Origin of the sequence: Leifsonia soli (assembly GCF_013408745.1) — a bacterium.
GTDB lineage: Bacteria > Actinomycetota > Actinomycetes > Actinomycetales > Microbacteriaceae > Leifsonia > Leifsonia soli.
Genome location: NZ_JACCBJ010000001.1, coordinates 2,759,196 through 2,782,913, shown reverse-complemented (window position 1 = coordinate 2,782,913; position 23,718 = coordinate 2,759,196). Strand labels below are relative to the sequence as shown.

General features: G+C 69.4%; 25 protein-coding genes. 11 read left to right on the top strand and 14 right to left on the bottom strand.

Annotated features, from left to right (window positions below; translation table 11 throughout):
* Nucleotides 1-227 precede the first annotated feature (227 nt).
* Together BJ963_RS13385 and BJ963_RS13380 are read left to right on the top strand one after the other, a co-directional pair.
* A complete protein-coding gene (locus BJ963_RS13385) occupies nucleotides 228-566 on the top strand; it encodes a hypothetical protein (RefSeq protein WP_218857085.1) in 339 nt (112 codons plus the stop codon).
* A 105-nt stretch (nucleotides 567-671) separates the two neighbouring features.
* Nucleotides 672-1,736 (top strand): DUF4236 domain-containing protein, encoded by a 1,065-nt coding sequence (locus BJ963_RS13380; RefSeq protein WP_179457158.1) that lies wholly within the window; start codon nucleotides 672-674, stop codon nucleotides 1,734-1,736.
* Nucleotides 1,737-1,915: 179 nt separating this feature from the next.
* Here BJ963_RS13380 and BJ963_RS13375 read toward each other — a convergent pair whose 3' ends face one another.
* Nucleotides 1,916-2,527, bottom strand: coding sequence for a G1 family glutamic endopeptidase (locus BJ963_RS13375; protein ID WP_179457157.1), 612 nt, complete (start codon nucleotides 2,525-2,527; stop codon nucleotides 1,916-1,918).
* A gap of 874 nt (nucleotides 2,528-3,401) precedes the next feature.
* Here BJ963_RS13375 and BJ963_RS13370 point away from each other — a divergent pair.
* From BJ963_RS13370 to BJ963_RS13360, 3 genes are all read left to right on the top strand, one after another.
* Nucleotides 3,402-3,578 carry a hypothetical protein gene (locus BJ963_RS13370; RefSeq protein ID WP_179457156.1) on the top strand — a complete coding sequence of 59 codons (177 nt, stop codon included), beginning with the start codon at nucleotides 3,402-3,404 and terminating at the stop codon, nucleotides 3,576-3,578.
* 99 nt (nucleotides 3,579-3,677) lie between these two features.
* Nucleotides 3,678-4,121 carry a hypothetical protein gene (locus BJ963_RS13365; RefSeq protein ID WP_179457155.1) on the top strand — a complete coding sequence of 148 codons (444 nt, stop codon included), beginning with the start codon at nucleotides 3,678-3,680 and terminating at the stop codon, nucleotides 4,119-4,121.
* Nucleotides 4,122-4,131: 10 nt separating this feature from the next.
* Nucleotides 4,132-4,425, top strand: coding sequence for a putative quinol monooxygenase (locus tag BJ963_RS13360; protein WP_089907121.1), 294 nt, complete (start codon nucleotides 4,132-4,134; stop codon nucleotides 4,423-4,425).
* On the opposite strand, the gene BJ963_RS13355 is transcribed toward BJ963_RS13360, so the two are convergent.
* Nucleotides 4,371-5,888 (bottom strand): MFS transporter, encoded by a 1,518-nt coding sequence (locus BJ963_RS13355; RefSeq protein ID WP_179457154.1) that lies wholly within the window; start codon nucleotides 5,886-5,888, stop codon nucleotides 4,371-4,373. The genes BJ963_RS13360 and BJ963_RS13355 overlap by 55 nt on opposite strands.
* A gap of 140 nt (nucleotides 5,889-6,028) precedes the next feature.
* Here BJ963_RS13355 and BJ963_RS13350 point away from each other — a divergent pair, with 140 nt between their 5' ends.
* The gene (locus BJ963_RS13350; RefSeq protein ID WP_179457153.1) at nucleotides 6,029-6,766 is read left to right on the top strand and encodes a TetR/AcrR family transcriptional regulator; all 738 of its coding nucleotides are present in this window, start codon (nucleotides 6,029-6,031) and stop codon (nucleotides 6,764-6,766) included.
* Between the two features lie 22 nt (nucleotides 6,767-6,788).
* On the opposite strand, the gene BJ963_RS13345 is transcribed toward BJ963_RS13350, so the two are convergent.
* Nucleotides 6,789-7,592 (bottom strand): alpha/beta fold hydrolase, encoded by an 804-nt coding sequence (locus BJ963_RS13345; protein WP_179457152.1) that lies wholly within the window; start codon nucleotides 7,590-7,592, stop codon nucleotides 6,789-6,791.
* A gap of 104 nt (nucleotides 7,593-7,696) precedes the next feature.
* Between BJ963_RS13345 and BJ963_RS13340 the strand changes: the two genes are divergently transcribed.
* Nucleotides 7,697-8,293, top strand: coding sequence for a TetR/AcrR family transcriptional regulator (locus BJ963_RS13340; RefSeq protein WP_179457151.1), 597 nt, complete (start codon nucleotides 7,697-7,699; stop codon nucleotides 8,291-8,293).
* A gap of 16 nt (nucleotides 8,294-8,309) precedes the next feature.
* Here the strand turns inward: BJ963_RS13340 and BJ963_RS13335 are convergent, their stop codons facing one another.
* From BJ963_RS13335 to BJ963_RS13310, 6 genes are all read right to left on the bottom strand, one after another.
* The gene (locus BJ963_RS13335; RefSeq protein WP_179457150.1) at nucleotides 8,310-8,555 is read right to left on the bottom strand and encodes a ferredoxin; all 246 of its coding nucleotides are present in this window, start codon (nucleotides 8,553-8,555) and stop codon (nucleotides 8,310-8,312) included.
* Nucleotides 8,552-9,796 carry an NADH-ubiquinone oxidoreductase-F iron-sulfur binding region domain-containing protein gene (locus tag BJ963_RS13330; RefSeq protein ID WP_179457149.1) on the bottom strand — a complete coding sequence of 415 codons (1,245 nt, stop codon included), beginning with the start codon at nucleotides 9,794-9,796 and terminating at the stop codon, nucleotides 8,552-8,554. Before BJ963_RS13330 ends, BJ963_RS13335 begins: the two co-directional genes overlap by 4 nt.
* A complete protein-coding gene (locus BJ963_RS13325) occupies nucleotides 9,793-10,368 on the bottom strand; it encodes a ferric reductase-like transmembrane domain-containing protein (RefSeq protein WP_343037281.1) in 576 nt (191 codons plus the stop codon). Before BJ963_RS13325 ends, BJ963_RS13330 begins: the two co-directional genes overlap by 4 nt.
* Entirely contained in the window at nucleotides 10,365-11,348 is a 984-nt protein-coding gene (locus BJ963_RS13320) for an FAD:protein FMN transferase (protein ID WP_218857084.1), read from the bottom strand. The genes BJ963_RS13325 and BJ963_RS13320 overlap by 4 nt, the downstream gene beginning before the upstream one ends.
* Nucleotides 11,326-11,646, bottom strand: coding sequence for a hypothetical protein (locus tag BJ963_RS13315; protein WP_179457148.1), 321 nt, complete (start codon nucleotides 11,644-11,646; stop codon nucleotides 11,326-11,328). Before BJ963_RS13315 ends, BJ963_RS13320 begins: the two co-directional genes overlap by 23 nt.
* A gap of 95 nt (nucleotides 11,647-11,741) precedes the next feature.
* On the bottom strand, nucleotides 11,742-12,431 hold the full coding sequence (locus BJ963_RS13310) for a Type 1 glutamine amidotransferase-like domain-containing protein (RefSeq protein ID WP_179457147.1): 690 nt from the start codon (nucleotides 12,429-12,431) through the stop codon (nucleotides 11,742-11,744).
* A 107-nt stretch (nucleotides 12,432-12,538) separates the two neighbouring features.
* On the opposite strand from BJ963_RS13310, the gene BJ963_RS13305 reads away from it, so the two are divergent.
* Together BJ963_RS13305 and BJ963_RS13300 are read left to right on the top strand one after the other, a co-directional pair.
* Complete coding sequence (locus BJ963_RS13305; protein ID WP_179457146.1) at nucleotides 12,539-14,317, top strand: DEAD/DEAH box helicase; 1,779 nt, start codon at nucleotides 12,539-12,541, stop codon at nucleotides 14,315-14,317.
* Nucleotides 14,318-14,420: 103 nt separating this feature from the next.
* A complete protein-coding gene (locus BJ963_RS13300; RefSeq protein ID WP_089907138.1) occupies nucleotides 14,421-15,182 on the top strand; it encodes a GntR family transcriptional regulator in 762 nt (253 codons plus the stop codon).
* A gap of 15 nt (nucleotides 15,183-15,197) precedes the next feature.
* On the opposite strand, the gene iolD is transcribed toward BJ963_RS13300, so the two are convergent.
* Genes iolD through BJ963_RS13275 form a run of 5 tightly spaced genes read right to left on the bottom strand, consistent with a single transcriptional unit; the run spans nucleotide 15,198 to nucleotide 21,209 of the window.
* Nucleotides 15,198-17,090: a 3D-(3,5/4)-trihydroxycyclohexane-1,2-dione acylhydrolase (decyclizing) gene (gene iolD / locus BJ963_RS13295; protein ID WP_179457145.1), complete on the bottom strand. Its 1,893-nt coding sequence runs from the start codon at nucleotides 17,088-17,090 to the stop codon at nucleotides 15,198-15,200.
* Nucleotides 17,087-18,040 carry a 5-deoxy-glucuronate isomerase gene (gene iolB, locus BJ963_RS13290; RefSeq protein ID WP_179457144.1) on the bottom strand — a complete coding sequence of 318 codons (954 nt, stop codon included), beginning with the start codon at nucleotides 18,038-18,040 and terminating at the stop codon, nucleotides 17,087-17,089. The genes iolD and iolB overlap by 4 nt, the downstream gene beginning before the upstream one ends.
* 14 nt (nucleotides 18,041-18,054) lie before the next feature.
* Nucleotides 18,055-18,999: a Cgl0159 family (beta/alpha)8-fold protein gene (locus BJ963_RS13285; protein WP_179457143.1), complete on the bottom strand. Its 945-nt coding sequence runs from the start codon at nucleotides 18,997-18,999 to the stop codon at nucleotides 18,055-18,057.
* Nucleotides 18,986-19,960 carry a 5-dehydro-2-deoxygluconokinase gene (iolC, locus tag BJ963_RS13280; RefSeq protein ID WP_343037280.1) on the bottom strand — a complete coding sequence of 325 codons (975 nt, stop codon included), beginning with the start codon at nucleotides 19,958-19,960 and terminating at the stop codon, nucleotides 18,986-18,988. Before iolC ends, BJ963_RS13285 begins: the two co-directional genes overlap by 14 nt.
* Nucleotides 19,961-19,997: 37 nt before the next feature.
* On the bottom strand, nucleotides 19,998-21,209 hold the full coding sequence (locus tag BJ963_RS13275) for an ROK family transcriptional regulator (protein WP_089907145.1): 1,212 nt from the start codon (nucleotides 21,207-21,209) through the stop codon (nucleotides 19,998-20,000).
* A gap of 220 nt (nucleotides 21,210-21,429) precedes the next feature.
* On the opposite strand from BJ963_RS13275, the gene BJ963_RS13270 reads away from it, so the two are divergent.
* Nucleotides 21,430-22,773 carry an ABC transporter substrate-binding protein gene (locus tag BJ963_RS13270; protein ID WP_179457142.1) on the top strand — a complete coding sequence of 448 codons (1,344 nt, stop codon included), beginning with the start codon at nucleotides 21,430-21,432 and terminating at the stop codon, nucleotides 22,771-22,773.
* On the top strand, nucleotides 22,773-23,717 hold the full coding sequence (locus BJ963_RS19550; RefSeq protein WP_218857083.1) for an ABC transporter permease subunit: 945 nt from the start codon (nucleotides 22,773-22,775) through the stop codon (nucleotides 23,715-23,717). The genes BJ963_RS13270 and BJ963_RS19550 overlap by 1 nt, the downstream gene beginning before the upstream one ends.
* Nucleotide 23,718: the final 1 nt, after the last annotated feature.

The following is a 23,718-nucleotide window of genomic DNA, read 5'->3' as shown; positions in this document are numbered from 1 at the left end:
AAGGAGCACCGTCAGGGTTCAAATCCCTCCGTCTCCGCCATCTAAGGTTGCCCAACCAACTGATCTGAGGTTCCGCCAATAAGAGAACCGCCCAGCTTTTGCCGGGCGGTCTTGTGGGTTTTCGGGCCACTTCCGCGATCTCGTTGGCTTTCAGCGAGCCGGTGATCTTGATCCTGAACCGGATCTGCCCGGTTCGGACATGCTGGCGCCGACCCGAGAGCAGAGTAGTGTCGCGGACGTGCTTTCGGGCACGCCGAATAGCGCGTGAGTTCCGCGTTCCGCTGATCGTCGGCCACCGCTGGCTGATGGCTGTGTGGGTGTTATTCGGGCCGTTGATCCCGGAGAAGTTCAACACTGGGGGCCTCTTCCACTCGTTCTATCTGCTGACCGGGTGGTTGGGGACAACGATCGCCCTACCTGCGTTGACGTTCATCGTTCAAGCCATCGTCCAGGGGATCGTTGAGGCGCCCGCGCTGAAACTCATCGACGAAACATCGTCGGAGACCGAAGTGCAATCTCAGGCTGGGAGCGCCGGAGGCAACGTTACCGCCACGCTCCCCGCGTAGCACAGCGGAGACTGACCACGGTGGCCGGCCCCCAATTCGGGTGACCACAGGGTCAAGCGCCGGTTGGCGCTGCCAAGATGAATCCAGATCGACAGGGGAGAGCAGGTGGGGTTCTACATCCGCAAGAGCTTGAAGGCGGGACCGTTCCGGTTCAACCTCTCGAAGTCGGGCCTCGGAGTCAGCGCTGGCGTGCCTGGGTTCCGGGTCGGTTCGGGTCCACGCGGCAACTACGTTCACATGGGCGCCGGCGGTGTCTACTACCGCGCCAGCCTGAACGGCCGTGTTCCCGTCCGGGCGACGCAACCGGTGCAGCCTGCGTCACCGACGATGTTCTCGGCGTCCGCTGTGTTGATGGAGGACGTGACCGGGGCAGACGTCCAGGAGCTGGAACCGACCGGGCCAGACGACGTGGTCCGGCAACTCCGTGAAGCCTCGAACCGTCACGGCATCGCCTGGTGGGTGGCGTTGGCAGCGTCCGTCGTCGGGGCGTTCATCATGCCATTCGGGTGGATCCTCTGGGTGCTCGCCATCCCCGGGGTGTGGTGGTTGGCGCTCCGCGACCGGGCCCGCCAGTCCGTTGTTGTTTTCTACGACGTCAACGATGAAGCCGCCGCCCGGTTCCAAGCGCTCGTCGACGCGGACGAACACCTCCGCGGGCTCGCCGGCCGGTGGCGCATCACCCAATCCGGTGCAGTCGGCGCCGGCTACCAGCACAAAGTGAACGCGGGAGCGTCGAACCTCGTGCGGCGGGAACCGGTTACCGTCGGGGCGAAAGCACCGAAGCAGCTGGTGACGAACGTAGCCGTCCCATCGTGGACGGCAGGGCAGACTACCCTCTACTTTCTGCCCGACCGTGTGCTGGTGAAACAGGGCAAGGAGTTCACCGACGTTGGCTACACCAATTTGCAGGTGACGGACTCAACCACACGGTTCATCGAGTCGGCCGGACCGGTTCTCCGGGACACGAAACAGGTCGGGTCCACCTGGCAGTACGTGAACAAGGGCGGCGGCCCTGATCGTCGGTTCGCGAACAACCCTGCGCTACCGATCGTCCTCTATGGGGAAGTTCTTCTGGCTACGGCGTCAGGGTTCCGGTGGGAGATGCAGATCTCGAAGTCGGAGTCCGCCGCGTACATCGGGTCCACCCTCCGCTACATTGCCGGCCGGTAAAGGTCGTGCTGGAGTCTCTCCCCATTGTCAGCGCTCACGGGTGCCACTCGGAGGACTACTCAGTGTGGGGATTCACTCGCGCGGACAAGGTCACGCCGGTGATACGTCCGGGGCTCAATTACGCGGGATGGTAGAGCGGCGACTGGGTGGCTGGCTTAGCCAGCCACCCAGTCGCTTCGCTAGATGCCTGGCGAATGCCAGGTGACAGTGAATTGCGGAGCGTTGTTCGCTCCAAGAGGGTTCGGGCTGGACAGCACGGCGCTGCCCGCTCGCTGGCTGTACATCGTGATCGGTTGGGCACCGCCCTGTTGGGGCGTCCGTGCCGCGCCGTTCCCCTGGATGTTGTAGTACGCGGCGATAACGCGAGCGGTTCCGAAGTTGGCAAGGTACGGAAACGTCAGGTTGCCATTGATCTCAGTGCGTTCGACGATCCACTCAGCGGTGCCACTGGGGTGCGGTGTAGCAACGCTGAAGTTAGCCGAAGTGCCGGCAGTGAAGTTGACCACGGTAAAAGACACGGTGCCGGCGGACTGGTTGTAACTCACCGCTGCGCCGACGTCATCGCCGGCCGTCACCGAAACGCCGTTGACGCGTGTCTGGACCGACGAGTTCGAGGTTACGACTTCGTACCAGAAGTAGTCGGTCTGTCCGGGAAGATACGAATGCCGGTCAGCCTCAGTGCCCGCCTGGACGAGCACGCCACCGTTCTCTCCGCCGATACCCGGCCAGATGCAGGAATAGGAGTCGCTTGCGCCGCTTGGATTGCTTACCGTGGGCTGATACCACTCCATCTGTGCGTAATAAGCAGTCGATGCATCCGTGTCGTACCCCGACCAATTGGTCGAAGACCCCAGGGTTGACGACGGACTCGTTGTGGTCTTGGGACTGTGAAGAGGGGCTGGCTTACTGCGGTGGTCGCGTTTGCCTACCGCCGTGCAGGAGACGTTGGTGGCCCATTTTACGTGAGCCGCGTTTGCCTTCTCTAGAAGCGGCGATGCACCGGCCATCCCGGCGTCTGTCACGGATAGTTGATCGCCGCCCGGTGGCGGTGCGTTCACCGTCACGCCCTCGCACCCCGGCGCCTCCAGATGACGAGCCGTCGGTGCTGCGCTAGCGCCTGTAATGCCTAGTCCTAGGGCCACGACGACAACGAATGTCATCCCCCCGCCCAACATTCTGTTCACCATAGAACGGACGGTATATCCCTGGGATTCTCGTTGTATATGGCCTAAAACGGTCTCTGTATGAACCTTCAGAGATCACCCTTGTGATAGAAGACCGGAGCTGTCCATTCGGAACGCGACGGACCGCTGGCCGCATACATCGTCTTGGGTGCGGAGTTCGATCGATTGATCTGCGAGGACTGTGTTACCCCTCGTTGCGACCACATGCACTTCGACACTTGTTGGCTGTGTTCCCGATGGCGGCGCTGAGGTATCGGCCGTGAACGTCACTCTGGACGACGTTTCGGAGCTGCCTCGAGTCGAGATCTTGCACGCGTCGTTCGCGCAGATTTGTACGCTCGAGCCGGGGTTGTTTCTGAACCACTCCGACAGATCGGCGGCCACGTCTGGCGCCACACTCACCGCTTGGGAGCATCTCCCCGCCTGTGCGCACCCAGTCAGCAGACATGCGAGCGTCGCAATCGCCACGAGTAGGACGAGAATGACGCGCGGCTTCACGCGCGAACTGTATCACCCGACCTGGAAGAGCCCCTCCTTCAAACGTGGTCATCAGGCGGTCATTTTCTTCGGCTCACCGATCGCCTGGGTCGTCTGGGTGTTATTCGTGGCCGCCGCCGCGGTGGTCGAGTCGCTGGCAAAGCGGCAGCGCAGGCACTGATACCCGATAGAAGAGTTCACAGAAAATGACCCGGACGCACGCCTCGCCGAACTTGACGGGTCAATGGAATCGGTCGAGTTACTCCGCAGCAGAAGCGGGTTGACCTTCTTCGCGGAGGATATTTTCGGTGGGCAGTCCGGCCTGGCCGGCTCTGACGTCGTTTCCTTTGAACGCGAAACGGCGGAGCCGGTCGTCATCGCTGAATCGCTCGAAGAGTGGGCGGCTAACGTCCTAGGAGACTGCTCCCTGCTGACCTGCCATCCGCTGGCTCACGCATGGCAGGAGGAATACGGAGCGCTGCGGGCGGGCTATCGGCTGGTTCCGAAGGTGCCATTCGTCCTCGGCGGCGAGTACGCCCATCCAACCTGGTCGACATGCGCGACTTCGAAGCAATGCGTGCCCGAGGCGCGTTGGCGGCTCGGATTCACGGGTCTGCCCACGGCGCATCCAATCGACGACCGTGGGACGGCGAGCCGCAAGAGGTACGTGACGGTGGTCAGCTCCCTGGCCGACCTGCGACCGCGCCCCACGTCGTGGTGCTAGCGTCGCCCGCATGACTGTCACCTCCCTCCTCGACCTGCGCTTCGCTGCCGACCACCTCGAGGACGGGCCGCGCGCGCTGCTCGACATCCTCGCGGACACGCGGGCGTTCGACGGCTGCCTCGGCGTGCAGGTCGTCACGGATGTCACCGACCCCGCGCACGTGGTCGCGGTCGAGCGCTGGGAGTCGCTCGAGCACGATGACGCCTACCGCGCGTGGCGGGCCGGGCCCGGCGCTTCCGGACTCGGCGACTACTTGGCGGGACCACCGGCGCTGACGCGGTTCACCGACGTCGCCTCGCTCTGAGGCTCGTCCGCGGGGGCGTGCTCGTCCACGGTGCGGGCGTTCGTGAGGGTCAGAGCCCCGATCCCCGAGATGAGTCCGACAGCGACGGCGATGACGATGAAGGTGAGCTGCTCGCCGTGGAAGAAGGACGCCACCAGGGTGGAGCTCCAGGTTCCGGTGGGGAGCACGGTGGTGACGAGCGCGGCGATGAGGGTTCCGACGACGGCCGTTCCGACGCTCGTCCCGACCTCCTGGGCGGCGTCGTTCAGCGCTGCGCCCATGGAGGTGCGGTTCTCGGGCATCGCGCCGACGAGGGCGACCGCGCAGATGGTCATCACGGTCCGCAGCCCGATCGTCATGACGACCATCGCGACCGCGATCGCCACGTAGTTCTGCTCCACCGCCCACGCCATGAGCCCGAGGCCCGCCGCCAGGAGTCCCGCACCGACGAGACAGGCGAAGCGGTGGCCGAGACGGCGGACGAGCCACTCTGTGAGGGGGGTGGCGAAGATCATCGTGAGGATGATGGGGAGGTTGGCGAGCCCGGCCACCAGCGGCGACCAGCCCCACGCGTACTGGAAGTGCAGGATCAGTGAGAACATCACCCCGGCCATGGCGACCGAGGTGCCGATCTGGGCGATCGCGGCACCGCGCACCGTGCCGCGGCGGAACAGGGTCAGGTCGAGCATGGGGGACCGGGCGGTGCGCTCCCGCGCGATGAAGAGCACGAGGGATGCCACCGCACCGGCAGCCACGCCGATCGTGATCGGCGACGTCCAGCCGTTCTGGATGCCGCTGGTCAACGTGTAGCAGGCGAGGCCGATCGTGAGGACGCTGAGCGCCGTGCCCGGAAGGTCCAAGCGATCACGGGTGAGGCCGTCTGCGGTGTCGGCCGGCACTCCCAAGCGCACGCCGACGCAGGCGATGAGGGCGATGGGCGCGTTCACCAGCAGCAGCCACTGCCAGGGGAGGTGGGCGAGCATCGTGCCGCCGAGGAGCGGGCCGAGGACGAACCCGGACATCCCCACGACCATCATCAGCGTGATGGCGCGCATTCGGAGCTTCTCGTCGTCGAAGAGCCGGAAGACCAGCGAGTTGGTGATGGGAGCCATCGCGGCGGCGGCGATCCCCAGCGCGGCCCGCAGGGCGATCAGCTCGACCGTGGTGCTCACGAGCACCACGGCGAGGCTGATGACGCCGAAGAGGCCGAGACCGATCTGCAGCACCCGCCGGCGGCCGAAGCGGTCCGCGATGGAGCCGGCGGTCAGCAGCAGACCGCCGAACGTCAGCGAGTAGGCCCCCGTGACCCATTGGAGCGACGTCGTGTCGCCGCCGAGGTCGCGTCCGATCGTCGGCAGCGCGATCGACAGCAGTGTGTTGTCGACCATCTCGACGAAGAATGCCAGGCACAGCGCGGCGAGGGGGATCCACGCGGCCTTCATGGATGTGTACGTGCGGGCTCTTCCGGCGGCGGGTGTGCTCATGGCGGCTTCCAAAGGGGTCAGGTCGATCGGGACGAATGAATCGAACGGTGTTCGATGGTCGAACACCGTTCGATAGAATAGAACAATGTTCGATATGCTGCAAGCGGGTCCTCGACGGGATCGCGTGATGGGATGGAGCCATGGCAGAGCAGGGGACCGAAAGTACTGGTCGGGCGCGGCAGCCGCGCACCCGAACGCGCGCATCCCACTCGCTGGATTCGGTGCTGGCCGGGGCTGTCGAGATCCTCGATGAGTCCGGAGTCCAAGGACTGACCATCCGGGCCCTGGCGGCACGGCTCGGCGGAGGCGTCGCGAGCGTCTACTGGTACGTCTCTGGCCGGGACGAGCTGCTGGATCTCGCCGCCGACTCGGTGCTCGGCGGCATCTTCGAGCAGATCGCCGACGTCGGCTCGGACGACGCGATCGACGACCTCCGCACGATCGCCATCGCGATGTTCGACACCATCGTCGACCGCCCGTGGCTCGGCGCCTACGTGCTGCGCGACACCGAACTGCAGATCCACTCGCTGCAGCTCTATGAACGCATCGGCGAGGAGGTCATGCGTCTTGGGCTCACGCCGCGGCAGGTGTTCCACGCGACCTCGGCCGTCGTCGGATTCGTCATCGGGACGGCCGCCGACCTCGGGCAGGAGCCTCCCGCCGTCGTCGTGTCCGGCGAGGTCACGCGCGAGCAGTACCTGGCGAAGATCACGGGCGAGTGGCGAGCGCTCGACGCGACGGCTTACCCGTTCATCCACCACATCGTCGACGAGTTCGAGCGGCACAGCGACCGCGAACAGTTCGCCGCCGGACTCGACCTCCTCCTCGCCGGCCTCCGGCTGAAGGCCGAGGCCGGGTCCGCCGAACCCCTCGGGTGAGCAGTCGACCGCCGGGGAGGTGTCAGCTGAAGGCGGTCAGGATCCGAGCCCCGAGCGCACGGACATCGTCCGGAGTGCGCTGGATCTCGAGCACCGAGTCCGGGAGGAGTTCGTGCAGCCGTTCGGCGGTCGCCACCGGATGGCTCGGGTCGCCGGTCCAGGGGCGCAGGAGGACGGGCTGCTGGATGGTGGAGATCGCCTCAGGGGTGGGGAAGTCGGTGTCCGATGCTCCCAGCATGACGTCGGCGATGATGCTCTCGTCGATATCGGGAGCGGCCGGATTCCAGCCGCCTGCTTCGAGGATGGGCAGAGGGGGGAGGGAAGCGGAGGAAGCGGCCAGCGCGGCGACGCCGTGTTCGCGGACGAGAGCGGCGATCTGCTGATAGGTCACCGCCTGTGCCGCCCGGGTCTCCCACGCGGTGGGCGGGATGACCAGGGCGAGGCGCCTGAACCGGTCCGGCCGCTTGATCACGGCGTGGAGGATCGTGCCGACTCCCATCGACACGCCGAAGGCGTCGACGGGCTCATCCGGCGAGACGGTGTCGAGAAGCGCCAGAAGGTCGTCGGCCAGCCGTGGCCAGCCATAGTCCGCAGGAGCGGGCCGGCCTGTGGATCGACCGTGACCGCGGGCGTCGTATCGCACGAGGCGCCGGCCGGCCGTGGTGATGGCCGACCAGTCGAAGTAGCCGCCGGCATCCTCGGCGGCCCTCGACATGGTGAGCCCGTGGGCCCCGACGATGGTCGGACCGGTGCCGGCGTTGTCGTCGTAGGACAGGCTCGTCCCGTCGAGATCGAGGGTTCCTGCGCGCCGCATCTGTCGGGTCATGGGTACTCCGCTCATCTGCCACGGGAACAGCGACGTCCGCTGTTCCGACAGTCCCTGACTCTACGTATCGTCAGCTACTGACGCAACCCTGGTACCCTCCTTCCATGCCACGGGACGGACGAGTCGTGCGGAGGCGACTGGAAGAAGCGGCGCTGGAGCTGTTCGCCGAGCGCGGCTATGAGCGGACGACGACCGCGGAGATCGCTGCTCGCGCCGGCGTCACGGAGCGCACCTACTTCAGGCATTTCCCCGACAAGCGCGAGGTCCTCTTCGCCGGCGAGCAGGAGCTGCGCGACGTCACCGTCGAGGCGCTGGCCGCCGTGCCGGCGGATGTCGAGCCGTTGCCCGCACTGAGACAGGCTTTCCACCGCGTCGTCCCGCTCCTGGAGAGGAACCGCGCTCTCGCGGAACTGCGCGCACCGATCATCCAGGCCGCGCCTGCTCTTCGTGAACGCGAATACGCCAAGGCGGCCGCACTCGTCGACCTGGTCGGGAGCATCCTCGAGCAGCGCGGTGCCACCGCGTACACGGCTCTCTTGGCAGCCCGGGTGGGGATGGATGCGCTCAGGGTCGCTCTGCGCGGGTGGTTCGCCGATGGCGGCGATCTCGATGCGGCCGTGGACGAGGCTTTCGACCGGCTTCGCACCCTGGCCGGCGAGCTCCCGTCGCGGGATGCGGCCCGCGGCTCACCAGACGGCTGAGGCCTGGGTGCCCGCGTCAGCGCATCCGCGGGCCGGAGAGCCGGAGCGCGGCGACCGGGCACAGAGCGACGGCCTCCTCGGCGTCGTCGAGCTCGTCGGCGCGCAGCGGCACATCGGTGCGGCCTTCCGGCGCTCCGCGCAGCGCGACGGGATAGCCCCAGTCGTCGCGGCCGATGGCGCGCTCCAGGATCTCGGCGCAGAGCCCGCGGCCGTCGCAGCGGGTCCAGTCGATGTGCAGCGACGGCGAGGCGGGGCCGGTCATCGCGGGCTCCTCGTGCAGAGGCCGCGGGCGTGGGCGTCCACGTCGGCGTGGAACACGTCGAGCGCGCTGCGGATCAGCCGGACCGTCCCGTCCGGGTGGTGGCAGCCGCCGCGCCCGACGATCAGATCGGAGAGCCGCAGCAGTTCGCGGGCGTTCTCCACCGCCGCCTCACCGTGCGCCAAGGCCGAGAACCGCTCCGCCATCGTGGGCAGCCCGAACATGCACGGCCCGCACTGGCGCGCCGTCTGCCCGGCGAGATACTCGACGATCTCGGCGGTCGCATCCAGCCCGCAGCGCTGGGCTCCGATGACGTGGATGATGCCGGCGCCCGGCTGCGCGCCGAACCGGCCGAGCTCGCCCGGGGTCATCCGCACGTCGAAGGAGGAGGCGGGGATCCACGCTCCGTGATAGCCGCCGACCAGCGCGGCCGACGCCCTCCGCGCGTCCAGCTGGACCACGTCCAGCACATCGAGCAGGGTCGCGTCGGTGGCGACCTCGAACACGCCGGAGCGGGGGACGTCGCCGGTGACCGTGACGAGGCGCGTCCCCGGCTCCTTCCTCGACCCCACGCTGCGGAACCAGTCGCCGCCGTAGCGCGCGATCAGTCCGAGGTGCGCCAGCGTCTCCACGTTCTGGACGAGCGTCGGTCGCCCCCGCAGCCCGGAGTCGGTCAGGTGGGCGGTGCGGTCGATCGGCCGCGGGTCGCCGCTCTCGATGGCGTGGACGACGGCGCTCGCCTCGCCCGCGATGAAGCTGTCGGCCGCCTCGACGACCTCGATGCCCCGTGCGTCGGGACGTTCGGCGATCGCGCGCTCGACCGCGCCGATCGACTCCGAGCCGGAATAGAGGATGAGGCTGCGCGCGCCGATCGCGCGCGCCGCGGTGAGCATCCCGTCCAGGACGAGGTGCGGGGCGTTCTGGAGGAGCACCTGGTCCTTCCAGCTGAGCGGTTCGCCCTCCGACCCGTTCGCGATGACGATCGGCGCCTGCCCGCGGCGGCGGGAGCCGGCAGCGGCCGCAGCGGCGAGCTTGCGCCAGGTCGGGAACGCGGCGCCGCCGCGCCCGGCGAGCCCGGAGGCCTCGAGTTCAGCGAGCAGCGCGGCCGAGTCGCGCGCCGGAAGCGCGCCGAAGGTGCGCACGTGGGTCTCGAAGGACGCCTCGGCTCCCGCGGCGAGCAGACGACGGGTCCCCGACGGCGCCCGGGTGAGGGTCTCCGTGGCGGAGTCGCCGGTCATGGTCATCGTGTCCCCTCTCGATAGGCCTCGGCGACGCGGCGGGTGCCGGAATGCTCGACGAAGCGCGCGGACAGCCGCCAGACGACAGCGGCGGCGACCAGGACGGCGCAGCCGCCGGCCAGGGCGAGGAACCAGCCGCTGGTGCCGTTGGTCCCGTTCCCGATCGCGTGCAGCACGGCGATGGGCCACATCGCGTAGGTGAACCAGTGGACGAAACGGAATGCGCGCTGGCCGATCCTGCGGCGCAGCAGCCCGGTGAGGACGATCGCCAGGACCAGGTCGAACGCCACGGTCCCGAGGCCCTGCCAGAACGGCTTGAAGGAGCCGAGGAAGGGCACCACCACGTCGATCGGCCCGAGCTTCGCGTACGAGTCGAGCATCAGCGTCCCGACATGGAGCACCAGGAAGACCACCGCGAGCAGCGACACGTTCCTGTGCACGAGGGAGACCGAGAACCGCGGCATCCCCGGCAGCGGGCGGCCCGAGCGGGTGACGATGCCCAGCACCAGTGTCGCGGTGAACAGCAGCAGCGAGATCACGCCGCTCGCGCGTCCGAAAGCCCACATCACCTCGTTCACGGTCGGCCTCCCGCCGCCGCGGTGTCAGGGACGGCGGGATCCGGCCACGCCCCGAGCGTGACGACGCGCCCGGCCAGGTCCACGAGCCGGGCGGCCGCGGCCTGCTCGGCGAGCCAGGTCCGGGCCGCCGTCCCGCGCACGACCGCGGCGGTGCTCAGGGTGTTGGCGCGCACGCAGGTCGCGGCGGCGACCGTGACCGAGCGCCAGGCAGGCACCACCGGGGTGCCGAAGGCGGGGTCGAGGATGTGCTGGTGCACCCGGCCGTCGTGCAGCCACCGGCGCTTCTGCGTGCTGGAGGTGGCCATGGCCGCGCCGTCGGGCAGGAACACCTGCTGCGCGGGATCGGCGGGGAGGTCCTGCACCAGGACCTCCCAGCCGCCGTCCGCCGTGGCGCCGCCGGTGGCGATGTCGCCGCCCAGCGAGACGAGGACGCCTGTGTCGAGTTCGGAGCTCACCCGTTCCGCGATGAGGTCGGCCGCCCGGGCTTTCGCCGTCGCCCCGAGGTCCAGACGCACCCCGGCCGGGATCGAGAGGACCCGTCCGTCGAGCCGGACGGCGCGCCATCCTGCCTCCCTGCGCACCACGGACACCGTCACGGGTGCCGCGGGTGCCGCCGCCGGTGCGGCCCCGAGGAGCGCGATGTCGCGGTCGTAGCCCCAGCGGTCGAGGTCGCCGCCGATCGTCGGGTCGACGCTTCCGCCGGTCTCCGCGGCAGCCTGGAGCGCGGTCGCGACGAGCGACGCCAGCAGCGGCGACACCTCGACGCCCCGTTCGATGCGCGGGTCCGCGGACACCCGCGAGAGCTCCGAGCCGGCGTCGAACCGGCTGCAGGCGGCGCCGACCTCGGCGAGGACGCGCTCGGCGATCGCCCTGGCCTCCCCGAGCCGCTCGGCGCGCTCGACCACCAGGGCCGCGGTCGTGCTCCACACCGCCCACTCGGTGCGGGCGGCGGTCAGCTCAGGAGCCGGAGGATGTGCCACTGCTCTGCCCTCCCTGGCTCGGCTGAACGGGGGCCGGGGCCGCCGGTGCGGCCGGCTGGGGTGCGGCGGGCTGTGCGGAGTCGTCGGACTCGCCGGATTCGCCGGAGTCCTCCGAGGGCGCCTGCGACGGCGTGGTCTGCGTGGGAGAGTTCGTCGACGACGTGCCGCTCTGTCCGGCTGCCGTGTGCGTCGCTCCGAGCAGCACACCCGAGACGACCCCGGTCGCCATCAGACTGCCCACTCCGACGAGCCCGGTCAGCCAAGCGACGATCCGCTTCCCTCGTGCCAATGCGGCCATCGTGCACCTCCGTTTCGATCCGTACCTCCAGACTCCCGACGCATTCTTGGCGGATTCTTACGCGGCATGGAAGGCACCTGGGAATGCCCTAGCGATCAGCGGTGCGATGCGGTGCGATGCTGCCCTGGGCGGAGTTCGATCCACCGGCCTTCGGAGATCACGTGGGGGATCCCGTCGTCGCCGATCGCGATCGCGGTCTCGTCGTCGATCACGTACGCGGGCAGCCCGACGTCCTCGACCCACCGCTCGGCGTGAGCGACGGTGTTCGACGGGAAGACGTCCAAGTGCGGGTAGATCGCGAAGTCGACGATGCCGAGCGTCGAGTCGTCGGCCGCACCCGCCCACTCGACGAAGTCGTGGCCGATCCGGGGCGTCATCGCCATGCTTCCTGCGCTGATCCCGACCCACACCGTGTCGTCGAGCGTCGGCAGCAGGTCGGCCAGGCCGGACTCCCGCATCCAGTGCGCGAGGTAGGTCGCGTCCCCGCCATCCACGAGAAGGGCGTCCGCGTCGCGGATCCACGACGTCCACCGCTCGGCCGGGATGCTGGGAAGCGCCGTCAGCTCGAGCAGGCCGACCGACGCCCATCCCAATCCCGTCAGGTCGCGATCACTCCCCGCCGCGACGAACCGGCGCGCCGAGTCCGGCCCGCACAGCGGGTGACCCCACTGTGCGGTCGGGATCGCGAGCGCATGGCACGCAGAGACGGGCTTGCCGAGCTGGCGGTCGAGCTCCGCGCGGATGCTGGCGTTGGTCACACCGCCGGATGTCAGCAGCAGCTTCACCTCGACAGCATCGCACTCCCGGTGGACAGCGTCTACGGCGGTCCGATCTGCGGTCCTGTTCGCACTTCGGCAACACGCCACCCTCTGCGGGGACTACCGTGAATCGAGTGACCACGCCAGATTCCGCGAACAGCGACGCTGAGACCGCCGACGTACCGACCTTCTCCTCGCTGGGGCTGGACGGCGCCGTCCTGAAGGCCCTCGCAGACGTCGGCTACGAGACGCCGTCCGCCATCCAGGCGGCGACCATCCCCCTGCTGCTGGAGGGCCGCGACGTCGTCGGGCTCGCCCAGACCGGCACCGGCAAGACGGCCGCGTTCGCGCTGCCCATCCTCTCCCGCCTCGACCTGTCGCAGAAGAGCCCGCAGGCGCTCGTGCTGGCGCCCACCCGCGAGCTGGCCCTGCAGGTCGCCGAGGCCTTCGAGAGCTACGCGACCCACATGAAGGGCGTGCACCTGCTGCCGGTGTACGGCGGGCAGGGCTACGGGGTGCAGCTCTCCGCGCTGCGCCGGGGCGTCCACATCGTGGTCGGCACGCCCGGCCGCATCATGGACCACCTGGAGAAGGGCACGCTTGACCTCTCGGAGCTGCGCTACCTGGTGCTGGACGAGGCCGACGAGATGCTGAAGATGGGGTTCGCCGAGGATGTGGAGACCATCCTCGCCGACACCCCCGACGACAAGCAGGTCGCCCTCTTCTCGGCGACCATGCCCGCGCAGATCCGCCGGATCTCCAAGAAGTACCTGCACGACCCGGAAGAGATCACCGTCAAATCGAAGACGACGACCTCGGCCAACACCACGCAGCGCTACCTCGTCGTCTCCTACGCGCAGAAGGTGGACGCGCTCACCCGCATCCTCGAGGTCGAGAACTTCGAGGGGATGATCGTCTTCGTCCGCACCAAGAACGAGACGGAGACGCTCGCCGAGCGGTTGCGCGCCCGCGGGTACTCCGCCGCCGCGATCAACGGCGACGTCGCGCAGGCCCAGCGGGAGCGGACCGTCGATCAGCTCAAGTCCGGCAAGCTCGACATCCTGGTGGCGACGGATGTGGCCGCGCGCGGCCTGGACGTCGAACGCATCAGCCACGTGGTCAACTTCGACATCCCCGTCGACACCGAGTCGTACGTGCACCGGATCGGCCGCACGGGCCGCGCCGGCCGGAGCGGCGCGGCCATCAGCTTCGTCACGCCGCGCGAGCGCCGGCTCCTCACGGCGATCGAGAAGGCCACCCGCCAGCCGCTCACGCAGATGCAGCTTCCCAGCGTCGACGACGTCAACGTGACCCGCCTCGCCCGCTTCGACGACGCGATCACGCAGGCACTCGCGCAGGAGGAGCGCATCTCGCGCTTCCGCGACATCATCGGGCACTATGTCGAGCACCACGACGTGCCGGAGGCGGACGTCGCGGCGGCGCTCGCCGTCGTCGCGCAGGGCGACGAGCCGCTGCTCCTCAGTGCGCGCGACGAACTGTCCCAGCCCGTGGAGCGCGACTCGCGCGGCGACCGCGGCGACCGGGCGGCATCCGGCGCGCGGGGCGAGCGCCCGGCCCGACGCGTGCGGAACGACACCCGCATGGCGCCGTACCGCCTCGAGGTCGGGAAGCGCCAGAAGGTGGAGCCGCGCCAGATCGTCGGTGCGCTCGCCAACGAGGGCGGTCTGAGCCGCGAGGACTTCGGCCACATCCGGATCATGCCCGAGTTCAGCATCGTCGAACTCCCGGCCGACCTGCCCGCCGAGACCTTGTCCCGCCTGACGGGGACGCGGATCGGCGGGAAGCTGATCCAGCTCCGCCCCGACCGCGGAAGCGGAGGACGCCGGGACGCCGGGCCGCGCGACGACCGGCAGCGCGACGACCGGCCGCCGCGCAAGCCGCGCCGGAGCTAGGCGCGGGCACCGCGCGGTCGAGTCGAGCGCGGAGCGTGCCGCCGGTCTGCCACAATACGAAGCGTCATTGTCAGCACATTCTTCGAGCGGCCCGGAGGCGCAGATGGTCCAAGCAGAGCATCCGCTGCCTGCTGACCTCTTCCTCGACCTGGAGCGTTCCGGCCCGGTGCCGATGTACTACCAGGTCGCGAGCCGGCTCGAGAAGGCGATCACCGAGGGGACGCTTCCCGCCGGCGCCCGGCTGGAGAACGAGGTGGCGCTGGGTCTCCGGCTCGGCCTGTCGCGCCCCACGATCCGGCGCGCCATCCAGGAGCTCGTCGACAAGGGGCTGCTGGTCCGCCGTCGCGGGGTGGGCACGCAGGTCGTCCACGGCCGGGTGACGCGCAACGTGGAGCTGAGCAGCCTCTACGAAGACCTCGAGAGCTCGGGACAGACGCCGGAGACGAGGATCCTGGACTGCGCCGTCGTCCCCGCGGACGCGCACGCCGCCGCCATCCTGGACATCGCACCCGGCAGTGCCACCCTCCATCTGAGGCGTCTGCGCCTGGCCGACGGCGTGCCGATCGCCATCCTCGAGAACACACTGCCCACCGAGTTCTCCGACCTCGCCGAGGGGGACCTCGCCGGCCACGGTCTCTACCAGCTCCTGCGCGCGCGAGGAGTCACCATGCGCGTCGCCAACCAGCGCATCGGGGCTCGCGAGGCGACGGCGGAGGAGGCGGCCCTGCTCGGCATCCGGCGGGGAAGCGCCGTGCTGACCATGTCGCGGACGGTCTTCGACAACTCCGGTCGCGCTGTCGAGTTCGGTCAGCACTGCTACCGCCCCGACCGGTATTCGTTCGAGGTGACCCTGGTCAACCGCTGACCAGCGCCGGTCTGCTCAGCCCAGCAGCGGGCGCTGGCGTGTGCGCTGCTGCTCGTACGCCTCCCGCGCCGCGCGGGTGGTCTCCGACGTCGATGTCGCCGCGACGGGGACGTCCCACCATCCCTCCCCGTCGGGTGCGTAGGCCAGAGGGTCGCTGTCGATGTGGATGAGCGTCGTCCTCTTCGACGCCTTGGCCTGCGACACGGCCGCCCGGAGCCGGCCGACGGCGTCCGGGCCGGGCTCCACCGCGATGACGTCGACCCCGTAGCTGCGGGCGTTGGCCGCCAGGTCGACGGGGAGGACCTCGCCGTCGAGGTCGCCCTGCGGGCTCTGCCGGCGGAAGCGCGTCCCGTATCGCTCCGAGCCGACCGTCTCGCTCAGGTGCCCGATCGACGCGTACCCGTGGTTCTGCACGAGGACGACGATGATCTTGATGCCCTCGGCGACGGCCGTGACCAGCTCAGTGTGGAGCATCAGGTAGGAGCCGTCCCCGACCAGGACGACGACATCGCGGTCGGGCGCCGCGCGCTTCACCCCGAGGCCGCCCGCGATCTCGTAGCCCATGCAGGAGAAGGCGTACTCGACGTGGTAGCCGAGCGGATCCCGCACCCGCCACAGCTTGTGCAGGTCGCCGGGGAGCGAACCGGCGGCCTGCACGACGACGTCGCGCGGGTCGGTGGCCGCCTGGACGGCGCCGATGATCTCCGGCTGGCCGGGCAGGTCGGCACCCGAGCCGCGGAACGCAGCGTCGACCGTGGTGTTCCATTCGGCCAGGAGGCGTCGGAGCTCGTCCGCGACATCGTCGTCGACCCGGTATCCGTCGAGTTCTGCGCGGAGCGCGACCAGCGCCTCCCGCGCATCGGCGACGACGGGGAGCTGCGACCCGTGCTTGTACGCGTCGAACGCGGCGACGTTGATGTTGACGAAGACCACGTCGGGATTCTGGAAGGCGCTGCGGCTGGCGGTGGTGAAATCGCTGTACCTGGTGCCGACCCCGATCACCACGTCCGCGGCCGCCGCCGCGCGGTTGGCCGGAGTCGTGCCGGTGGCGCCGACGCCGCCGAGGTACTGCGGGTGGTCCCAGGCGAGGGAGCCGCCGCCCGCCTGCGTCGTCCCCACTGGGATGCCGGTCGCCTCCGCCAACGCTCGGAGCGCATCCTCCGCTCCGGAGTACAGCACGCCGCCGCCCGCGACGATCAGCGGCCGGGACGCGGCGCGGATGGCGCGGACGGCGCGGTCCAGCGCCCCGCGCTCGGGGAGCGGCCGGCGGAGGTGCCATTCGCGTTCCTGCAGGAACTCGAGCGGGACATCCAGCGCCTCCGCCTGCACGTCCTCCGGCAGCGCGATCGTCACCGCACCGGTCTCGGCCGGGTCGGTCAGCACCCGCATGGCCTGGAGGGCGATCGAGTAGAGCTGCTCGGGCCGCTGGACCCGGTCGAAGAACCGGGACAGCGGGCGGAATGCGTCGTTGACCGAGATGCCGGGATCGTGCGGCAGCTCCAGCTGCTGCAGCACCGGATCGGCGACGCGGGTGGCGAAGGTGTCGCTCGGGAGGAGGAGGGCCGGGAGGCGATTGGCCGTCGCCAGCGCCGCGCCGGTCAGCATGTTGGCGGCTCCCGGGCCGACGGATGCCGCGCTCGCCATGGTGCCGAGCCGGCGGCGCATCCGGGCGTAGCCCACCGACTGGTGGACCATGGCCTGTTCGTTGCGCGCCTGGTGATACGGCATCAGACCGGGGTGCTCACGCTCCAGCTGCAGGAGGGCCTGTCCGATCCCGGCGACGTTGCCGTGCCCGAAGATGCCGAACGTCCCGGCGATCGTCCGCTCCCGGTGGTCGCCGTCCACCGTCCACTGGCGGGAGAGGAACTCCACGAGGGCCTGGCTGACGGTCATCCTTCTGGTCGTCATCGGTGCTCTCCACTTCGATCGGTCGTCGGCAGATAGGGGAGTCGCGGATCGGTGTCCTGGCTCTCCCACGTCGTGCGGACCCAGGCGTGCGCGGGGTGGTCGCTGATGTTCCAGACGCGCTCGGGGTCCGGTCCCGCCATGACGTTCAGGTAGTACAGGTCGTAGCCGGGCGCGGCGACACAGGGTCCGTGCCAGCCGTACGGCACGAGGCCGATGTCGCCGGTGCGCACCTCGGCGAGCGTGTCGATGTCTCCGGCTTCGGACGAGGAGGTCCGCAGGTAGCCGAACGGGTCCGCCTCCTGCGGAGCGGAGGCGTCCGCGATGGACCGCGAGAGCGCGCTCTCGAAGTAGTAGATCTCCTCGAGCCGGGATTCGCTCTCGCTGCGGGCGTCGTGCTTGTGCGGCGGATACGACGACCAGTTCCCGGACGGGGTGATGACCTCGCACACGATGAAGCGATCGGCGTCGAGGATGTCCGGCGTCCCGACGTTGTGCACCTGGCGGCTGCTGGCTCCGGCCCCGCGCAGTTCAACGGGCACGTCGTCGCGACGGATGTGCTGCGCGGGGTGGAAGACCGACGCGGGCGCCTCGGCGACGGCCACGCGGCCGACGCCGCTGACCGACGCGGCGGTCTGCGTCCCGAGGTAGAGCACATCGGTCGGGCCCGCGAACACCGAGGGCCGGCCGGCGAGCTGGGTCGATCCGCCGTCGTGCGTCACCGTGAAGCGGCCTGCCAGCGGGATGACCAGCCGCTCCACCGCATCCGCTTCGAGGGACGCCGCGTCCCCCTCCGCCAGGTCCGCGATCCGAAGCCCGGTGTGCCGCCATCCGGGGATGCGGGAGTCGACGACCGACTCCCAGGCGCCCCGGGCGAGGCGGCCGCGGGGGAAGAACCATTCGTTCCGCTGTGTCCTGGCGTGAGGATGGGTGATGGCGTGAGGCTGTGTCATGGCGTGAGGCTGTGTCATGGCCTGAGGATGGCCCGGCCGGGAGCATGGACGAGTGCTGCGGCCCGGTCGACGGCCGAGGCCACGTCGCCGTCGGAGGGGTAGATCAGGCTCCGTCCCGCGACCAGCCCCCGCACGCCCGGAAGGCGCAGGGCGCCCTCCCAGAGCTCGAACACCTCGTCTTCTCCCGCTCTCGCCTCCCCGCCGAGCAGCAGGGTGGGGAGTGTCGTCGTGGCCATGACGCGCTCCATGTCGGGCACGACGGGAAGCTTCAGCCAGGTGTAGACGGAGGTCGTCCCCAGCCCGCCGGCGATCGCGATGGACCGGATCACGGCGTCGGTGCTGAGGTCGTTGACCACCCGCCCGTTCACCCAGTCGCTGATGAACGGCTCCAGCATGATCGGCACCTGCGCGGCGGCCGCGTCGTCGACGGCGCGCGCGTTCGCCTCGATGGTGGCGACGGAACCGGCATCGCCGAGGTTGATGCGCAGGAGGGTCTTGGCGAAGTCCAGCCGATCCCGCACGATGCCGGCGACGTCGTAGGCGGTGAACCGGTCGTCCATCTCGAACACCGCGTGGCGGAGGCCGCCGCGGTTCATCGAGCCCACCACGATCTTGTCGTCGAGGAGGCCGAGCAACGCGAGATCGTCGATGATGTCGGGTGTGCCGAGCACCCCGTCGACACCCGGCCGGCTCAGGGCGGTCGCGAGGCGATCGAGCAGGTCGTAGCGGTCGGCCATCGCGAGCTCGTCGCCGCGGATGCCGAGCGCGCCGCGGGCCGGATGGTCGGCTGCCACGATGAAGAGGCGGCCGTCGTCCCGGATCAGCGGCCGACGCTGCCGCGACGCCAGGATGCTGCGCAGGCACCCCGGCTCTTCCGCCCGCTTGCGGCGCAGTTCGGCGAAGTCGGCTTCGTCCAGCCTGCGGGTCTCGACGGCCGCGCGGCTCTCAGAGCGCAGCATGCGCGCCCCCGACGAGGAGGGCGTCCACTTCCGACGTGGTCGGCATGGCGGTCGAGCACTCGCGCCGGGAGGCGACGATCGCCCCGGCGACGTTGGCGAAACTCAGGATGCGCTCGAGGGGCCACCCTTCGAGGAGCCCGTGGCAGAGCGCGCCGCCGAATCCGTCGCCCGCCCCGAGGCCGTTGACCACCTCCACCGGGAACGGCGGCACCTCGACCGTTTCGGTCGCGGTCCTGGCCAGCACCCCCTTCGGCCCCTGCTTCACGATCGCGAGCTCGACTCCCCGTTCGAGAAGCGCATCGGCGGCGCGCCTCGGGTCGGTCTCGCCGACCGCGACCGCGCATTCCTCGCGGTTGCCCACGGCGATGGTGATGTGAGGGAGAGCGCGCTCGATCTCCGCGGATGCGTGCTCTGCCGAGTCCCAGAAGACCTCGCGGTAGTCCAGGTCGAGGATGGTGAACCCGGCACGGTCCCTCGCCTGCCACGCGCGGTGGTGGGCGCTCCGGCTCGGTTCTTCGCTCAGCCCCGTGACCGTCGCCCAGAACACGCGCGCCCGCGAGACCGCGTCGAGGTCCAGCGCTTCCGCCGTCACGGTCAGATCCGGCGCCTTCGGCTTGCGGTAGAAGTAGATCGGGAAGTCGTCCGGGGGGAAGATCTCGCAGAAGGTCACCGGGGTCGGCAGCGCAGGCGCGACGCCGACGAACGCGTCCGAGACCCCGAGGCGCCGGAGTTCGCGGTGCACATAGCGGCCGAACGGATCGTCGCCCGTCGCCGAGATCAGCGCGGCGGATCGGCCGTGCCGGGCGGCGGCGACGGCCACATTGGCGGCGCTCCCGCCGAGGTACTTGCCGAACGTCGTGACGTCTTCCAGCCCGACGCCGTCCTGCAGCGGGTAGAGGTCGACGCCGACCCGGCCCATCGTCAGCACGTCGTAGTCGCTGCCCGTCGATTCCTGGCTCACGCGGCCCACCCTACTATGTCCTGACAAGAGAACATAGTCACTCCATGAGCAGGACGCTCGCGTGCGGCGCGAGGAAGTGGTCCATCACCAGCTCGGCCGCGCCCTGCGCCGCGATCTGCTCGCTTAGGGTGGAGCCGACGACGGCGAGGGAGTCGCGCGGGACGATGAGCTCGGCGCGCACGGCGTCCTCGAGGACCGGGAGGAACGCTCCGCTCAGCCGCTTCCAGGTCGGTCCGCCGAGCACCACGCGCGGCACATCGAGGAAGTTCACCAGCACGCCGATCCCGACGGCGACCCGGCGGGCGGCACGCTCCAGGAGCTGGGACGCTGTCGCATCCCCGTTCGCCGCGAGTTCGGACAGTGTGGTGCACGCGTCGTCCAGCGCCAGGTAGTCGTGCAGATCCGGGAGCGGGAGGAGCCCCGCCTGGGCGGCCTGGATCACGAGGGCCTCCGGCACGCACGCGGCTGCGAGGCCTCCGCGCCGACCGCCCCAGCCGAGGTCCTCGGCGGCCGGATCGACGAGGATGTCGCCGATCTCCCCGATGTTGTTGCTGTCGCCGCGGAGCACCTGCCCTCCGATGACGACGGCGGCGCCCACTCCCGAGCCCAGGTAGACGAAGAGGAAGTCGGAGCTGGCCGACGTGCGCAGCTCGGCCGTCGCCGCCGCCGTCACGTCCTTGTCGAGCAGCACGGGCATCCCCGTCGCGTCGTGCAGGTCCGCCCGCAGATGGACGTCGCGCCACGTCGGCAGCTGCGGCGGGCGGAGGACGACGCCGGTCTGCACGTCGAGCGGGCCGGGGACCGCGATGCCGAGCCCGAGGACCTTCTCGCGATCGACCCCGAACTCGCGGATGAGGCGCCCGGTGCTGACGGCGATGAGGGAGGTCAGCTCGTGGGGGCTGGCGGTCTGCGGCATGCGCAGCTGCTGCCGGTGGCGCACCTGGCCCGCGACATCGACGAGGACGAGGGTGAGGAGCGCCGGGTCGACATGGACGCCGACCGAGAAGGCGCCGTCGGCGTTGACGGTCAGCGGGATGCTCGGCCGGCCGCGCACGACCTCGGTGGGCTCGCTCTCGCGGATCATGCCGGCATCGAGGAGGCGCCGCGCGATGTTCGAGACGGTCTGCGAGGCCAGGCCGGAGCTGCGCTGGAGGTCGGCCCTGCTGGTCCCCGGGTCCCGTCGGATCAGGTCGAGGATGACCGCCTGGTTGTAGTCGCCCAGGCGGGGGAGGTTGGTGCCCCGAAGCATGCCGTCCCCTCTCGTTCGGCCCCGGCCGGCGGCATCCGTTGCCGCACTCGCTGATTAGTCTATCGAGTAGAGTCATGCGGCAGGGCAGCCACCGCATCGCGGAGACGTCGTGAACAAGCTTCTCTTGACGGTGTGCTCGTATATGTCCTAACATTCGGACCAAGGTTTGTCCCATCGAATAGGCAAAGTAGCCAACGGGGCAAGCAGGAGAGGCAACGCAATGAAGCGCACTCGCGTGATCGCCGCTCTCGCCGTCGCCATGGTGGCGGTCGGCGGGCTCAGCGCCTGCTCCCCGGGCGGCAGCACCAGCACCGGTGGCCCCGTGACGATCTCGGTCATGGAGTTCCAGCAGACCCGGATCGACTCGATCAAGAAACTGCTCCCCGGCTTCGAGGCCGCGATGAAGAAGCAGGGCAAGGACATCAAGGTCAAGCTGGTGGCCGATGTGCTGACGGACGACCAGTTCAAGACCAAGATCACCCAGCAGCTCATCGCGGGCCAGGCGCCCGACCTCATCGACCTGGGCGACAGCCTGGTGCCCGGCTTCGCCGGCGCGGGCTACCTCGCGCCGATCGACGACTATCTCGACAAGTGGGACGGCTGGAAGCACTACTACCCGCAATTCAAGAAGGCGATGGTGCGTCAGGACGGGCACATCTACGCCCTCGTGCACGACACCGGGGTGCAGAACCTCTTCTACCGCAAGGACATCCTCACCTCGCTCGGAATCGACACCAGCCAGCCCAAGACCTGGGACGACCTCATCGCTCGCCTCGAGCAGGTCAAGGAGAAGACGGGTGACACGCCCATCGTTCTGCCGGCCGGCACGGCGTGGGGCGGCGGCGCCTGGAACGAGGGGTTCCAGCCGATCCTCGGCGGCACCGACAAGGACTACTACAGCCTGAAGACGGGCAAGTGGGACCTCAAGAGCAGCGGGTTCCCCGCCGTCTTCGACCTCTACAGCACGCTCTACAGCAAGGGCCTGCTGCCCGTGCAGGACCTGGAGAACCCCAACCCCTGGGAGCCGACCAAGTACGTCAAGTTCCCCGCGGGCAAGATCCAGGTCGCGGCGCAGGGCACCTGGGGCTGGAAGTACGACTGGGGCCCCGAGGGCGCAACGCCCATCCCGGACCTCACCACGAAGGTCGACACCTGGCAGTACCCGGCTCTCCGCAGCGGCGACAAGCCGTTCGGGTGGAGCGGCCTCGGCTTCGGCTACGCCACCCCGGCCAAGTCGCAGCACAAGGACGAGGCCATGCTGCTCGCCCAGTACCTCTCCAGCGGAACGCCGCTCGCGGATCAGCTGGTCGCCTCGGGCGCGGCCGCCCCGCGCGACGACCTCGCCGACGTCAAGCCGTACGCGGACGAGCCCAAGCTGCTGCAGGCGGGCAAGGACCTCGCAACCAGCGTGTACGTCCCGACGGGAGACGGATCCGACCAGATCGCCCAGGCGATCGCCACCTCGACCGAGCTCATCCTCAACGGCAAGGCCGACGGCAAGCAGGCCTACGAGGCGTTCGTCAAGGATGCCACCGACCTGCTCGGTCCGAACCTGGTGAAGTAGTGACCTCGTCCATCGACGCACCCGTCGCGGCGACGGCGACCCTCCGGTCGCCGTCGCCGCGGCGGCGCGGTCGGCGCCGCTCCTGGCCGCTGCTGCTCATCCTGCTCGGACCCGCAGTCGCCCTCATCCTGCTGTTCATCGTGGTGCCCGCCGGCTACGGGATCTACCTCAGCTTCACCAACACGCAGCTCACCGGCTTCGCCGCCCGCGACCCGAAGTTCGTCGGCCTCGACAACTACTCGTACCTGCTGACGAGCGCGGATTTCCTGTCGTCCCTGGGGCACACGGGCCAGTTCGTCCTGTACTCGGCGATCATCGGGCAGACGGTGCTCGGCATGGTGGCGGCCATCCTGCTCAGCCGTCCCTGGGTGCGCGGCAAGGGCATCTTCGGCGCAGCGATCCTGATGCCCATGGTGGTGCCGGAGGTCGTCGCGTCCCTCGCGTGGGCCAGCGTCCTCTCGAACGGCCGCGCGGGAACGCTCAACCAGCTGACCGGGCTCTTCGGCGCCGGGCCGACGGACTGGCTGCAGGTGGTGCCGATGGTGTCGATCATCACGGTCAACATCTGGCGGGGCATCGCCTTCGCGATGATCATGTTCCAGGCGGCACTCGAAGACGTCCCGGTCGAGCTCATCGAGGCGGCGAGGATCGACGGAGCGCGCGCATTGCAGGTCTTCCGGTACGTCACGCTGCCGCTCATCCGCGGGCCGGTCTTCCTCTACCTCCTACTGACCACGATCAGCACGGTCGGCGTGTTCGGGCTCGTGTACTTCCTCACCCAGGGCGGTCCGGGCGGACAGACCCGCCTGGCCGCCATCTACATCTACGAGCGCGCGCTGCAGTTCTCGCAGGTCGGCATCGGCAGCGCCGCGTCGATGATCCTCCTGGCGATCGTGCTCGTCCTGGGAGTGGTCTACGTGCGGCTCGCGAAAGTCGAGGTATGAC